Annotated in this window: 7 protein-coding genes; 1 reads left to right on the top strand and 6 read right to left on the bottom strand. The window is 54.3% G+C overall.

Annotation, left to right across the window (positions count from 1 at the left end):
- The 3 genes from AAH446_RS09000 to AAH446_RS08990 form a co-directional block, all read right to left on the bottom strand.
- Window positions 1–7,895 (bottom strand): two-partner secretion domain-containing protein (locus tag AAH446_RS09000; RefSeq protein ID WP_342906361.1); only part of this gene is annotated, 7,895 nt, incomplete at its 3' end.
- A 12-nt stretch (window positions 7,896–7,907) separates the two neighbouring features.
- Window positions 7,908–9,575 carry a ShlB/FhaC/HecB family hemolysin secretion/activation protein gene (locus AAH446_RS08995; protein ID WP_342906360.1) on the bottom strand — a complete coding sequence of 556 codons (1,668 nt, stop codon included), beginning with the start codon at window positions 9,573–9,575 and terminating at the stop codon, window positions 7,908–7,910.
- Window positions 9,576–10,088: 513 nt separating this feature from the next.
- Entirely contained in the window at window positions 10,089–10,235 is a 147-nt protein-coding gene (locus AAH446_RS08990; RefSeq protein WP_342906359.1) for a hypothetical protein, read from the bottom strand.
- 633 nt (window positions 10,236–10,868) lie between these two features.
- Here AAH446_RS08990 and AAH446_RS08985 point away from each other — a divergent pair.
- A complete protein-coding gene (locus AAH446_RS08985; protein ID WP_342906358.1) occupies window positions 10,869–11,540 on the top strand; it encodes an oligogalacturonate-specific porin KdgM family protein in 672 nt (223 codons plus the stop codon).
- Between the two features lie 389 nt (window positions 11,541–11,929).
- Here the strand turns inward: AAH446_RS08985 and AAH446_RS08980 are convergent, their stop codons facing one another.
- From AAH446_RS08980 to AAH446_RS08970, 3 genes are read right to left on the bottom strand one after another with little or no spacing between them, the layout of a single operon-like run.
- Window positions 11,930–13,237: a TRAP transporter large permease gene (locus tag AAH446_RS08980; protein WP_342906357.1), complete on the bottom strand. Its 1,308-nt coding sequence runs from the start codon at window positions 13,235–13,237 to the stop codon at window positions 11,930–11,932.
- A complete protein-coding gene (locus AAH446_RS08975; protein WP_342906356.1) occupies window positions 13,230–13,742 on the bottom strand; it encodes a TRAP transporter small permease in 513 nt (170 codons plus the stop codon). The genes AAH446_RS08980 and AAH446_RS08975 overlap by 8 nt, the downstream gene beginning before the upstream one ends.
- Window positions 13,743–13,758: 16 nt before the next feature.
- Window positions 13,759–14,727, bottom strand: coding sequence for a TRAP transporter substrate-binding protein (locus AAH446_RS08970; protein WP_463322795.1), 969 nt, complete (start codon window positions 14,725–14,727; stop codon window positions 13,759–13,761).
- Window positions 14,728–15,324: the final 597 nt, after the last annotated feature.

The following is a 15,324-nucleotide window of genomic DNA, read 5'->3' as shown; positions in this document are numbered from 1 at the left end:
ACCAACTGGAGATCGCCACCGCTGGAGATCGTTGTACGATCCACGCCGGAGGAATGGGATTCGTAATTTCCGCTGCGGCTGTTCTGCTGCGTGGCGGCGGCGTTGAGGTTGATATCATTTCCGGCTGCCAGTTGGGCATCTCCACCGGCTTTCACCGCGCTGGCGGTAACGTCCAGGTTGTGACCAGCCTGCACGGCAAGATTGCCGCCGGCATTGAGCTGGCTGCTCTGACTGGAGAGGGAACTGTCGCTGGTAGCATCAATATTTTGCCAGCCATATTTGAAGCCCGACTGCGCATTGCCTGTCTCGATTTGATTGCCGGTGATGGCGATATCATTCCAGGCTGTCATCCGCATATCGCCGCCCGCGCTGAGTTTCGCGCCGGTGATGCTGATGTCGTTACCAGCCTTCAGGCTGAGGGAATCAAGCGCAGCGATGCTGGCCGCTGGCCCGATTAATGTTTCGGTGAAAAATTTACGCTGCCCCCAGTTATTGCGGGCGTCCAGCGTCCACTGTTGCGTGGTGGTAATGTTACTGATGTCGCCGTTAACGCTTTCCAGCGCCACCGTTTTACCGCTGATGGTGGAACCAACATTATTAATATCGCCAAGGGCGCTCAGCTGCAGGTCACCACCAGCCTGTATCAGGCCAGCACTCAGGTTGCTGAACTGGTTGCCGCTGTCCAGTTCGAGACCGTTTTGCGCGGCCACCGTGCTGCCGCTGTTAGTGATGTTGCCCGCTTTCAGCGAGACGTTATTACCGGCAATCACACTGCCGTTTTGCAGTTTTACATCTTTCTGGGAGAGATAGACTTTCGGTACCATGACCGTTTCGCCATTCACCGTGGACGCTTCCCACCAGATAATACTTTTATCCAGTGAAGCAACCTGCTCTGCACTCAGCGATACGCCAAACTGTAAGCCGAGCGCCTGCTGCCCGGCCGCGGCGTTGTCCATCAGATAGCGCATCTGATCAAGCTCAGATCCCAGGCCGCTCAGATAGCGGCTGCCGGTCTGATTGAGCACTACGTTGCTGACGTAACGGGTGTCAAAAGCCGCATCGCCCAGCAAACGATAGTCATATTCAGGCTTCAGGTTCAGCCGATCCAGCAGGTAGGAGGAGCCGAGGAATGCATTCTCGTCGGTGTACTGTTTCCTGTTTTCCTGGGGGGCGCTACCGGGGCGTTTACCCAGCAGCGCATTCAGATCGCCGAACAGGTTTTGATCGAGCTGGCCCAGCCCGTTGAGTTTTGGATTGAGATTAATCAGATAAGGACTTTTGCTGTCGGTAGAGGCGACGAAATAACCGTTACTGCCGGAAGGCAGTGGATAGGCGCTGACGTCTACGTGGGACGGCTGATATGAGTTCAGCGTTTGACCGCCGTTGTCCCCGATAACTTTTAACTCAGCGACTTTGCCAAGTTTGACGTTGTCGATTGCCTTAATATCATGATCGGCAAGCGATACGCCCGTTGTCGGCACATCATCCAGACTTGCCGCACCGTTCACCTGCTGGAGCGCGTTTTGCAACTGATCGCGCCACTGCGGTGAGTTGACCGCGACATTGCCTGCGGCGGCAAACTGCTGCTGCTGTACGGCGGCTACGCTACCCGGTACGCTGAAGCGGTTGAGGTCCGGGGCCGCCAGCGTGTTGCCGTCCCAACCGGCATTTGCCGTGGTATTGGTATTGCTGATATCGCCACTGAAGCTAGCGGAAACATTGCCGCCGGCCTGAATGACGGCGCGGTAAAGCTGACCTGGGGTGAAAGAATTTTCATGGCCTGTAAGCGTATAGGTAAACTGGCTCCCTTTGGTAGCATTGCGGGTTCTCTCGGCGCCAATTATTCCTTTAGCCAGTGGCCCTTTATACTCATAAATAGCGTAGTCATTCTGGGTGCCTGCCTGCCAGCTCTGATTATTAAGCTGGCTTCCAGAGAGTAGAATATTGCCATTTGCGAGCAAACTGCTGGCCTGGTTTTCCAGGCTGTCTGCGTTAATGGTGAGATTACGGCCGGATGCAATACGTGCCGCACCGCCGTTGCTAACCACATCTACGGTAGTGCTGGAAAGCGCAAATTTTTGCGTTGCGGCATCTTTAGTTGGCGCATAGTAGTCTTTGGAAGTAGTACTTCCTCCACAACCGCATCCCGAATTATTGCCGCCGCTTCCTTCACGGGTAATGGTTTGGGTGTAATAACCATAATCACCCACCGCCAGGTCCCAGATGGAAATTTTCATCGTCGCATCGCCAACGCCAGTGCGGGTCGGTGACGGCGTACTGGTTTGAGTCACATGCAATCCATTACGCGTATTAAGTAGATGCCCGGTCTTAACCGTAATATCCCCTTTCTGCGTCTCAATGGTGCCGGAGCTGTTCACCATCTCAGTATTAGCATTCCCCGCCGCGTCGCGCTGCATCCACAGGCTGTTGCCGGCCAGCATATCGCCCTGCTGGTTTTTGATGCTGTTGGCGTAGAGGTAGAGATTATTTGCCGCATAGAGCAGCGCGGTATTCACGATGCTGCCCGGCGCGCTGAGCGTGAGATTACCCAACGTGCCGGTAAAACCATCAAGCGTTATATCGCTGCGGCTGGTCAGATTAATATTGCCGCCGCCCTGTAGCGTGCCGCTGGCGTTCATGGCGATACGGCTGCCGCTCAGCGTGCTGTCGCCGCTGCCGCTGGTGAGCTGGCCCTTATTAACCAGGCTACCGCCCGCGCCCAGCGTCAGCGCCTGGCCCTGCAATGTGCCCTGGTTTTCCAGCGCGCCGTTGCTGGTCACGCTCAGCCGCTTGCCCGCCGCCAGCGTACCTTGATTGGTGAAGCCGTTAATCAGCTTCAGCGTCGCATCGCCCAGCGCCACTACCTGGCCCAGTTGATCAAAGCCGTTGCTGCTCAGCACCATACTGCCGCCGCTGAACAGTTTGCCCGCCGCCTGCTGGTTTACCTGGGTGGCGGTCACGTCCAGCTGATTGTTGCCCAGCAGGGTGCCGCTGTTGTTAAGCTGCTGATAGTTAACCCTGAGGCTGCCGCCCTGGGCGCTCCCCTGGTTAGTGAAGCCGTTGCCGGTCAGGGTAGCCTGCTGCTGAGCCAGTAGCGTACCGCTGTTACTGGCGCTGGCAGCAGTGAGCATCAGTTGAGTAGCCTGCAGCCAGCCGCTGTTGATCAGCTGCGGCGTCTCAAGCGTCAGCTCGCCGCCGGAAAGGATTTTTCCGGCATTGTTCGCAATCGTCGTGGCGTTAACACCGGTTGTCCCACCGCCCTGAATGAGGCCGTAGTTATAGAGTTCCGGCGTGGTCAGCGTCAGCCCGTTCTGGCCGATCAGGGTGCCGCTGGCGGCGTTGGTCAGCCGGCCGTTCAGCGTCAGCAGCAGATTTTTATCGCCCTGAAGCGCGCCGCTATTCTCCAGCGCGCCGCTGGTGACGTTCAGTTCTCCCCCCTGAATCCGGCCTGCGTTGTTCACTGATGCTGCCTGCAGATCCAGCTTGCCCGCCGTCAGCAGCGTTTTATTCTGCTGCTGGGTCAGCGCGCCGTTAAGTGTGATCGTCAGGCCGTCGACGCCGCTGATGTCGCCGCCGTTGTTCAGAGTATTGCCGTTCAGCGTCAGATTTCTGGCGATCCATTGCCCCTGATTGGTTAGCGCCTGCGCCTGCAGCGCGGCCGTACCGTTGGCGCTGATTTTACTGCCTGCGGTCGAATCCAGCTTGTCTGCCAGGATCAGCTGCATTCCGTCGGCACTTTGGATCGCGCCACCATTATTTAACCGCCGGGCGTTCAGCAAAATCTGCTGCCCCTGCCAGCTGCCATTATTGGTGATGGTATCGCCATTAATAGTCAGCGTACCCTGCGTCAGCAGCGCACCACCTTTATTATTGGTTAATTCCCGCGCCGGGACGGCCATCGCCATCAGCATCATGCGACCGGCAGCTTGCGGCAGTGCGCCCAGCGTCAACGCCTGCAGCCCGATCAGGCTGCCCTGATTGATCACTTTTGCTGGCGAGATCGTCAGCGTCTGCCCCTGTACCGAACCGCTGTTATCCAGCGTGCTGCCGGTTAACGTCATAACGCCCGCGCTGAGCAGATCGCCTATGTTGATCAGAGTCTGCGCACCTATTTGCGCAGCGCCCTGGCTCAGTAACTCGCCGTCATTGATCAACTGCCCGGCGACGCTGGCCTCCAGTCCGCCAGTGCCAAGCAGCGACCCCTGGTGCTGCCAGCTGCCAGCGGTAACCTGCGCCTGTCCACCCTGTAAGGTGCCGCCCGTAGTGAGTTGATCGGCATCCAGCCTCAGCAGGCCACCGCTCAGAGTGCGGCTCCCTGCGGCGGTGTCCAGCGTATCGCTTCGGGCATCCAGCAGAGAATCGCCCTGCCACAGCCCACTGTTCTCCAGCCGTTGCCCACGCAGCGTCAGGCCATCAGCCATGATTTTGCCGCTGTTCAGCAGATGATTTGCCGTAAGTTGACTCTCTGCCTGGCTCAGCAGGCTACCGCTGTTATCCAGCTTATCGCGCAGGCTGGCGGTAAGCTGACCGGTGCTGTTGATAAGACCCCGGTTAACCAGCGTATTACCGGTGATATCAACCTGCTGGCTCTGCAAGCCGCCGCTGTTGCTGATGCTGTCACCACGCAGCGTCAGTTTTTCGCCGCTCAGCATGGTCCCGTCACGCTGGTTATCCAGCTGCTGTGCGGCTACCTCCACACGCGTGTCGCCCTGCACCGCGCCACGGTTAGAAAGCGTATCGGCGGTCACGCCAACGCTGTGGGCTGCAATGACGCCGCTGTTCTCCAGCGTTTGGGCATTAAGCGTGGCCTGCTGCCGGGCCAGCAGTTCACCCCGGTTTATCAGCGAATTATCGGCCTGTGCGCTAAGCGTATCGGCCAGCAGCCTGCCATCATTACTGATCTGACGAGCCGTCACCTCCAGCGCGCCATCCACCTGCAGCAGTCCGGCGTTGTCCAGCCGATCCAGCGTTAACGACAGCGGTCCGCCGCTCAGCAGCTCACCCTCTTTCTGGTTAACTAGCTGCGTACTGTTCAGCGTCAGCGCACTATTGCCCTGCATCAGGCCACCATTGGAGAGCAGCGGCGCGGCAAGACTCAGCCTGTCCGCCACCAGACTGCCCTGGTTAAGGATCTGGCTGCCCTGTAAATCCAGTAGCTGCTCGCCCGTCAGACTTCCGGCGTTGTTGATGATGCCCGTGACCTGCGCAGCAAGCAGTGAGGCAGCCCGGCTGCTGCCGCTGTTCTGCCACTCCCCGGCGTTCACGTTTACCCTGTCCGCCTGGAGCGTTCCCTGATTATCCAGCTGCGCGGCAGTCACATCGAGCGTGCCTGTGCTCAGCAGTTGTCCGTCAGAATGGTTGCTGATGGTATCGCCGTTCACCATCACGCGATCGTCGCCCTGAAGCAGGCCGCTGTTGATTAAATCGCTTTGCAGCGTCAGCGCCTGCGCCATAATCCAGCCGCCGTTATCCGTACTGTCAGCCTGTATCTGAATACCGTGCTGGCCTAAAATTTTTCCGCTGTTATGCAGCGTTTTGCTCCGGAGATCGGCATCACTGGCGCTGAGCGCGTTACCGCTGTTCTGCCAGTCACTGGTCGTTACTGTCAGCTTCTCGCCCTGTATTAAGCCCTGATTATCCAGGTTGCCGCCCTGTAACGCTAACGCGCCAGCACTAAGCAAAGTGCCGCTGTTACTGAGGCTGTTTCCGGTAATGTTTAACCGCTGGCTACCCTGTAAGGTGCCGTTGTTTTTCAGGTTATCCGCCTCAACAGTCAGATCGTCAGCCGACAGAAGCCCCTGATTCGTGAACGTTTTTTGACGCACCTGCATTGCGTTCTGTGCCAGCAGTTGCCCACCCTTCGCATTAAGCAGGCTGTTATGGCTGGCCGTGAGCGTGGCGGCGCTAAGCTCTCCGCTGTTGACCAGAGTGTCGCCAGCCAGCGTCAGGCCGGCATCGCTTTTTATCAGACCTGCGTTATACAGCGCCGGGAGGTCCAGCGTGAAGCCGCTACGGGAGTCGATGCTACCGCCGCTGAGATTGTCGAGCCGGTCAGCGGCGATCGATAACGCTTTGCTGCCCTGAATCAGACCGCTGTTAGTCAGCTGTGCGCTGCCAAGCTGGAGCCGTGGCGCGCTCAGCGACCCCGTGTTAAAGAGGCTAAGGCTGGTAATAGCGAGTGCATCATCAGCGGCAATAGCACCACTGTTAGTCAGCGTTTCGGCCAGGGTCAGCTGCGTTGTTCCCTGCGCGCTTAATGTACCGCTTTGCGTCAGACGGTCGGCCGTGATTTCGCTGCGTTTACCGCCGAAGATCTCTTTGCGGTTTGTCAGCGTTTTCCCCTGAACCCGCAGGATGTCACCCTTCAGGCTGCCGTCGTTACTTAGTTCGTCAGCGGTAATGTCCAGGGTTTGAGTACCCTGTACTGCACCGCTGTTTGCCAGCTTTTTACCTTTGATGATCAGGCTGTCAGCAACGAGCCTGCCGCTGTTTTCAGTTTCGTCAGCCGTCAGCGCCAGCGTGCGTTTGGTCTGCGCCTGTCCGCTGTTAATCAGCCTGCCGGCGGTCAGTGCCAGCGCCTCGTCGCCCTGAATCTGACCGCTGTTCTCCAGCGAATCAGTGGCGATGACCGTCTGCTGCCCTTTCGCCAGCAGGGCGCCGCTGTTTTTTACCTGTTTTGCGCTGAGCTTAAGCATCCCGCCCGTGGTGATTTGTGCGCCATTATCCACCCCGTTGCGCGCCGTCAGCCCGATATCGCCACCGCTGTCCGCCGTGCTCGCCTTGTCGCTCTTTATGTCTGTAGCGCTGAGCCGGATATCTTTTCCGGCAGTCAGTTTGCCGCCGCTCAGCGTCACGGTATTGTTTCCGCTCAGGATAATACTGTTATCGCTTACCACTGCGCCCGCACTGAGGGTGATATCTTTTTGCCCGGTCAAGGTTACGGGACCGCTGGCCTTATGATCGCCAGCCAGCACCAGGCTGTCGCCTTTTGCCGTCAGCGCGCCACTGGTGAGGCTGTTTTTTAGGGTAAGCCTGCCGCTCGCGTCCAGTACCATATCGCCCTGACGCGCATTCAGATTGCCGAGGTTAACCCCCACGCCTTTTTCACTGGAAATAAGGTGGATACGGTTTGCGTACATGCCGCCCAGCGCGCCGGTATCTACCGCCACGCCGGGGGCAGCGCCTTCTCCGGCTATCGGCGTCACGCTGCCGTCCGGCATCACCCGGTTGGTTCCGGCAATCAGCTTCAGGTCTTTGGCATGAATAGCCGCATTGATCTCGCTGGCGCGGGAAATGATGGAGAGCGCATCACTCTGGCTGGCATCCAGCCCCTGCCCCTCAATGGTAATGATGCCTTTGCTTACCGCCAGCGACTGCAGATTGCCTTGCGCATCCATCGTCGGTTTGCCGGTGGTTAAGGTGGCGTCCGGCGTATTGATAAAGCCACAACCATTACAGGTAATGCCGTAAGGGTTAGCCACCATCACGTTAGCCGCCTTGCCCGCAACTTCGGTATAGCCCTGGAGCTGTGAACGGGTTGCGCCCGTTACTTCATTGATAATCGCCTTCGCTTCATGCCCGGCTTTCAGGTTCGGGTTGTTCTGGATCAGTCCGCCCAGCTGGGTCTGATTAAGCTGACCCGTGGCGTTGTTAAGGATCAGCCCCTCTTTGCCAACATTGTACTGCTGGTACTGATTATGGGATATGCCCGCCTGACTGGGCGTGGCGATGTTTATCACCGGCACACCGTTACCCGCAGCATCCATTTTCGTGCCGGGCGTTACCGGGGTTATGACTGCTGCCGCCGCCGGCAACATCGGCTGTACGGCAATCAGATAACAGATCGCGTAGCTCAGCGCGCGCCGCGCCAGGGAAACAGGTTGACGATCGTCCATAATCATTGCCTCTTAGAAAACCAGCCCGATACGGGCGTAAATGCTGACGGGGTCCGGTTGCAGATAGCCGGGGTAGCTGACCGGAATGCCCACTGTGTACTGGGTATAGAAATTTTTGTTACGGGTGCCGACGCCAACCGCGCTGCCCCAGATTGTGCCGGTGGATTCGCGGTTTTGTGCGTCGCTTTTAAGCCAGCCGCCGTCAACGGCAGCGGTGGCGCTGACCTCTCCCAGAAACGGTATCGTAAAGAGGCTGTAGCTAAGTTCATTACGCAGGTAGCCGCCGTTATCGCCGGAGAGGTACTGCTCCTTAAAGCCACGTACCGAGCTTTCGCCGCCTATCGTCAGGCGTTCGCTGCCGTACAGGCGGTCCGGTGACCACTGGCCATAGACGCTGCTCAACCACCATAATTTGTCGGTCACCGGGCGCTGAAAACTGCCGCTGAGGCTCCACTTACGGAACTGGGCTTTCGGCAGATCGTCGTTTTTACCCGCGTCACGCTCGGCATCAAACCACTGCATGCCGCGGCTGAAGGTCGGGTTGAGCGTGGCAACACCGCCGAGTAACTTTTGGGTATGGTTAATGCCTAGCTGGATGCTGGTGATTTTGCGGCTGCTGCTCTGGAGTAAGGTATTGTTAAGGAAGTTGTGGCTGGAATAGTGATTCAGTCCGGCCTGTACGCCGGTTTTGATATCACCATCGCGAAACAGGACCCATGAGCCATTAAGCCGGTGGGCAACGTTGTCGCCGTTGCTCAGCCAGGTGAAGCCATTGTTGACGAAGCTGCTGTGGTAGTTGCTCCAGCTGTAACTGTAATCAAAGAGGCCGTAGCCGTAAGGCACACTGACTCCCGCCTGAACATTCTGCGCGTCGCGCCAGTCGCTGAAGTCGCTGCTGCGGCCGCCGCTGATAAACCAGCGATCGGCCAGACCCAGCAGGTTATTACCGGTCAGCGCAGCGTTCAGCTGACCGACACCCGTGCTTTTCTGTCCGCTGTTATCAAAGCCGAACGAGGCGCTTAACGGGAATTCCGGTTTTGCTGTGAGATTTACCACCGAATAACCGGCTTCAGGCGATGGCAGGATTTCAATCTGCACCGGCGTAACGCGAATACGGTTAATCTGCTCCATGCCCTGCTCAATATCGCGCAGGTTCAGCACTTTTCCTTCCAGACCGGGAAAAGCCATATTCAGCATTCGCGGATGCTTACCTTCGAGCCGGATGGCATCCAGCTTCCCTTCCAGTACCGGAATGACTAATTCACCCTCAGACAAATCCTGCTCAACTAAATAAGCGCGGCTGGTAATATATCCCCGTTGCATATACCAGTCGGAAATATCATGCACCAGAGAGTTAATTTCCGTTAAGTTCAGACAACGATTGCTATAAGGTTCAGTAAGGTTCTTCTGCTGCTGCACGGATAAAAGCGATACATTGCGAATCACAATATTACGCACAGGGAAACATGGGCCGGAACCCCCAGAAACAGGCGCTGGCGCGGCCTGCGGTGATAGCGTCTGGCGTAGGGCATCACGCTGATGCTGATTCTGCCTCAGCCGTTCTTGTTGTTGCTGCTGGATAAAATCACGATCGCCGGGCGATACGGGCGCTGCAATCACGCTGCTGATAAATAATCCAGCAGCAAGCGCCAGCCACTTCCCTGTTATTGTTGTTTTCATAAAGGATTAACAAAACTGATTGTAAGCTTTTTGTAAGCAAGGATGCAAAGGGTAACACTTAAGTAATGAGATTTTTCCTGGAAGATCTAAAAAAGTATAAAAAACCTTTTTCCAGTCATTTCCTAAAAAAATCACCTCATCCAACGCAAATAATGAGCGATTAGGTTTGGGTTGTAGCGGAAAATTAAAGGGGGATTCTAGAGTAAAGGTAAATCACTTCATTGCATCACATGACTTGTTTGTATCGTTCGTCTCAACATCAAATTTAATAAGGTTAAATCTTATGTTTCCCGGGTGATGTTCTGTTCCCGCTCCCGCTGTACATAACGCTCATGCAGGCTCGTAACAGGTGTTTTCTGTGGATTCTTTATCATTCAAAGCTGGACGACAGACAAGACTCTGAGGTCTGCCCATCGGGTTACACTGACGTTAAAAGCAAGGGAAGCTTCAACAGCAAAGATCCTGCGTGTTATACAGGCGATAAAAAACCGCACGCAGGCGGCTTAGGTCGTTTTAAATCTTGTCAGGCTCAGTGCCCCAGTCATCGTCATCCCCGACCGGCTCATCATCCCCGATCGGCATATCATCTTCCTTTTCCGGGAACTCTGTAACAACTTCATGATGGGGAAGCGGATCGTCATAATCAGGACGTTCAGTCATAATCACCTCTTAAGTTAGTCAGGATGACAATAAGTGTAGAACGCCCTGCCCGTTTTTTCCGCCCATCGCTGGTGGAGTCCGTTGCGTACGGACAGAAAGCGAACAGGGCCTGTCAAATTATGGTGCGCGGCTGGCCGGTTGCGGGCATTTTCGTCTGGCGAACTATTTCTGCGCAGGGTTTACCAAAGGAAAAATTGCCGGAAGGCTTTACCTTCGCGGAAATGACAGCCAGCCTGGCAGGCTGGCAATAAAATAAAGATGGGTACATGCCGGGTCACAAATGATAAATTTAATAATATTACATACGTAAATTTAAATGCCCTTTTTTATTCACTACTTCACACCCAAATAATTAGCTCGTGCGAGGCTTTACAGAGCGCGCTTAAAAAAACAGCGACTTACTCACCTCCCCCCTCCAAAAAAACAAATCAAGCCTGTTTACCTTTCGTTTTTCTGATTCACCCCAGGGAGATTTATTTAAAACTAGTTTTCTTATTTTTGAATCACTTCTCAATTTTCTAAAGTGGCCATAAAAACAAATTGAAACATCGTTTCATAAGACTTACATTTCAGCGTGGGGTTTTACAAGAAGTACTCCACTTCCTCCTCCTTTAATATAAAAATGGATCTACCATGAAAAAGTCACTTTTACTTTTACTACCTCTTGTTGCCACAAGTGCCCATGCGGTGTATGTCGATGTTCGCCATGAGTATCTTGACGACAGTAAAGCTAACTACGATCGCGCCTATATTTCCCACCGCTTTGATAATGGATTTGGATTTGCTATTGAGGCTATTTCAAAATCAGGCGGGGATGATACTAATAAAGCCTTTAACGATATGGAAGTTCAGGGCAATGAATATACCGCAAGCTACCAGTTCACGAGTGGCGCGGTAGCCTGGCAACCGGGCATCGTACTGGAGACGGGCAACGGCTACTCCGTTTATAAACCTTATTTCAGAGCAACCTGGAAGCTCGATGACAGCTGGTGGCTGGGTGCCCGCTACCGTTATGAGTACATCCGCCGCTCCTCTGATATCAGGGATGATGACACCATTAACCGTATGGACGTCTGGGCGGGATACCGTTGGAATAATTTTGACTGGACGCTTGAAGGGATTTATAAGAAAGCCGATAAATATGACCTCTATAATAATGGTAAAAACAACTATGAGTATAACTTCAGAACGGCCTATTTAACCGGAAACTGGTCTCCTTTTATCGAAGTGGGGAATGTTTCGGTAAGAAGCACCAGCGATGAGCGTCAGACGCGCTTCCGTATCGGTGTGGGTTATACCTTCTGACAGCAAAACCGTCATCTCTATATAGTCTTGATAAAACCGACTGAAAATATATTTCTCCCGGTCAGCACTATGTTAGCAGCATGGTCGGTCAGCATAAGGCTGACCATGCGCAACATCTTACTCCGACCATCTTAAAGCCCTCCCCTTTTAAATAACCCATCACTTAGTTTTTAAAACCTTCCAGATTTAGATGCCGGACTGGAAGCCTGGACAACGACCAGGTGCAGATTATTTAACGCCATAAACTCTGCCGCCTTTTATTTTCTGAAGTAGGAGTCTTAGCGATAAACAGTCGGCGTTAAGATCCCACTGTAGATAACATATTCAAGCGAAGTGGTTTACCGAAGGGTAGAAGGTCCTGCATCCGAAGCCCGGATGCAGGATAAGAATTACATTACGCCCATCATTCGCGGCAGGAACAGGGTAATTTCAGGCAGATAAGTAATGACCAGCAGCATGGCAATGATGGCGATATAGAACGGCACCAGCGGTTTCATTACCTCTTCCACCTTCACCTTCCCGACGCTTGCCCCGACATACAATCCGCTTCCCACCGGCGGGGTTATGGTCCCTACTGCCAGGTTGTAGATCATCAGAATGCCAAAATGCACCGGATCGACGCCCAGCTTCACCATGATCGGCAACAGGATAGGGGTAAAAATCAGGATGGCGGGGCCGATATCCATAAACGCGCCGATAATTAGCAGAAATATAGTCACTACGAGAAGGATAACGAACTTATTATCGGATATGCCGAGGATGAGATCGCTCAGCGCCGCCGGGATATTCGTTATCGACATAGAGAACGACATGGCCGCAGAGGTAGCCAGCAGGAACATGATAATTCCGGTCATCACCACGGTTTGCAGCAGGATTTCAGGCAGGTGCTTGATGCGTATTGTTTTATAAAGCCCCATGGTCAACAGCAGGGTATAGGCGACGGCGATGGCTGAGGCTTCGATAGCGGTGAAGATGCCCTGCACTATCCCGCCGACGATAATCACGATCAGCAGCAGGCTGGGGACGGCTTCCAGGGTAACTTTTAACGCCACGCCTTTTTGCAGCGCAAAAAAGACCCGGTAGTTGTTCCGTCTGGCCACCACGAAAGTGACCAGCATACAGCCCACGCCCCACAAAATACCGGCGACCAGCCCGCCGGCAAACAGCGCCGCGATGGAGGTACCGCCGCTTGCCAGCGCATATAATATGAAAGCCGTTGTGGGAGGGATCAGCATCCCGGTGGGCGCAGAGGCGATATTCACCGCCGCGGCAAAGCTACGGCTGTAGCCCTCTTTTGCGCTCATCGGCACCATCACACCGCCGATAGAGGTCGAGGCCGCAATAGCGGAGCCAGAAATAGCGCCAAACATCATATTGCCCATGATATTCGTATAGGAGAGCGAACCCGGTAGCCTGCCGGTGAAAAGTTTGGCGAAGTTTACCAGCCGCGTGGCGACTCCGCCGCTGTTCATTATTACCCCTGACAGCACAAAGAACGGCACCGCCAGCAGGGCAAAGCTATCCAGACTGGAGAACATTTTCTGCGCCGTGGCGAACATGGAGATATCAAAGGGCAAGGCCAGCAGCATCGTGCAGCCGGAGGCGATAACGATACAAAGACCGATGGATGCGCCCATGGCAAGCAGTACCACAAATATGCTCACCAGCGTAACGGAGGCAAGGATAGGATCAATCATGTTGGTTCTCCATTACCGTGCCGGTATCAGCCCTGGTCGAGGTTGCTTTAAGCAGATCGACAATGTTCATTACGCTGTAGAGGATGATCAGTACGCCTGCGACAGGCAGTGCGTAGTAGATTTGTCCCATCGGAATGCCCAGCGCGGGTGAGATTTGCAGCATGGAAATGGCGGAGATTTTCAGACCGCCGATGATAAGCACCCAGATGGAGAAGGCGGCGAAAGTAAGTTGCAGCACGATCATCCACCAACGGCGCACGGCTGGCGACACCTTATCTACCAGGATCGTCAGGCTGATATGCTGGTTCTTCCCGGCCACGTAAGCCATCCCCAGCATCGAAAGCCAGACCAGCGAGAAGCGCAGCAGCTCCTCCGTGGCGGTGCTGGGCACACCCACAATATAACGGCTTATGACCTGCCAGCAGGCCACACACACCATGGCCGCCAGCAGGAGGGAACATATACTGCCTAGTATCTTATTGAGCGTCTTTCTTAATATATCCATTATCCCTCCTGAGAGATTAGCCTTTCGCTGACTGGATTTTCTGATACAGCTCATAGAGTTCCGGCTTATCTTTTAAGCTTTCATAGATGGGCTGTACGGCATCCTGGAATGGTTTTTTATCGATATCGAAAAACTCCACGTTGAAGTTTTCGGTCGCCTGTCGCCGGGTGGTTTCCATTTCTTTATCCCAGGCGGCTTTTTCAAATTCGATCGAGGCTTTGACCGCCTCCTTAACAATTTCCTGTTGCTCAGGCGTCAGCTTTTCCAGCGTCAGGGCGCTCATCAACAAAATATCGGGGATGCGGGTGTGCATATCGTAGGTGTAGTAGCGGGCGACTTCACCGTGGCGGGCAATGGTCAGGGCAAACTCATTGTTTTCGGCACCATCCAGGATACCCTGCTGTAGAGAGGTGTAAACTTCCGCCTGGCCCATCGCAATGGGAGATGCCCCCAGCAGCTTAAGCGTCTGGATAGCGGTTTCACTCTGCATGACGCGGATTTTTTTGCCTTGCAGATCTTCTATCTTACGAATGGGCCCTTTGCTCATATAAAAACTGCGGGCCCCTGAGTCATACCAGCCGATGCCGATAAACCCCTGCGGCGCGGTTGACTGATAGACGGGCTCCATAACGTCAGGGTTATCCATTACTTTGTAATACTCTTCGACGTCGGCAAAGAGATAAGGCAGGGAAAAGACGCCATAGGCCGGAGAGAAGCTTTCCATAAGGCCGGAAGACACCTTAGTGATGTCCACCACCCCAACCTGCGTCAGCTCTACCAGTTCACGCTCCCCGCCCAGCTGCGCGTCGGGAAAATAGATGACCTTTACTTCATTGGCAGTTTTTTCTTCAATCTGGTTTCCCAGAAAGTGAAGGGCGTCCTTAACCGGCTGGCTGTTTTCAGCGTACGCCAGACGCAGAACGGTCTGGGCCTGGGACGTGAACGCCAGCGCGGGTAAACAGCACATAAGAAGGGCGTTGACCATTCGTAATATGTTCATAACTGCCTCATCGTGGGGATAGTATTCCATCCACGAAAATACGGGGCTTGTCTGGCCCTCACCTTGTGGATAATGCCACGCTTAGGGGAAAAGTGGCGCTGTAAGAAAGGTTTTGAAACTGCGTTTCACATTTTTGAATTTTATGCTGATCTTATGGGAAATATCAGAGCCAGCTCGCACGGAAAACCCGTGAAAAGCTATCCGGTAAACCCTGATGATGCTTAACGACGCTTTAGCCAGCACCGCGAAAACCCTCGGTAGTGGCGCTTCCAGAAAGAAAAAAACGGCGGTATTGGGCCGTTATTAAAATTTTTTGTCACGCAAACGATGACAGGGATGTGACACCTTTAACGGTTCACCAGAACAGGTAATGGATTACGTGACATATGCGCTCAGAAACGAGCTTAATTCAGATGCTCAAAATCCAATAAAAGCCGGGCTGAAGCTTTCAGCACAAGCGGTCGCTGTGATAGTGAACAGTACAGCATACGGAATAGTGAAGGCGGCCTGAAAAGCGTTCGCTGCGGGTGTTGAACATGCCAGAGTGCCATGCAACGAAACCAGCCATCAGACTTAACTTTC

It is taken from the genome of Erwinia psychrophila, assembly GCF_039023475.1.
In the GTDB taxonomy this organism is placed as follows: Bacteria; Pseudomonadota; Gammaproteobacteria; order Enterobacterales; family Enterobacteriaceae; genus Erwinia.
The sequence above is the reverse complement of the archived record's forward strand: the minus strand, read 5'-3'. Positions and strand labels throughout refer to the sequence as shown.

Excerpts from the sequence above, each read along its gene's own strand:
- AAH446_RS08995 (WP_342906360.1), bottom strand. The coding sequence starts at position 9,575 with ATGAAAACAACAATAACAGGGAAGTGGCTGGCGCTTGCTGCTGGATTA.
- AAH446_RS08980 (WP_342906357.1), bottom strand. The coding sequence starts at position 13,237 with ATGATTGATCCTATCCTTGCCTCCGTTACGCTGGTGAGCATATTTGTG.
- AAH446_RS08990 (WP_342906359.1), bottom strand. The coding sequence starts at position 10,235 with ATGACTGAACGTCCTGATTATGACGATCCGCTTCCCCATCATGAAGTT.
- AAH446_RS08985 (WP_342906358.1), top strand. The coding sequence starts at position 10,869 with ATGAAAAAGTCACTTTTACTTTTACTACCTCTTGTTGCCACAAGTGCC.
- AAH446_RS08970 (WP_463322795.1), bottom strand. The coding sequence starts at position 14,727 with ATGGTCAACGCCCTTCTTATGTGCTGTTTACCCGCGCTGGCGTTCACG.
- AAH446_RS08975 (WP_342906356.1), bottom strand. The coding sequence starts at position 13,742 with ATGGATATATTAAGAAAGACGCTCAATAAGATACTAGGCAGTATATGT.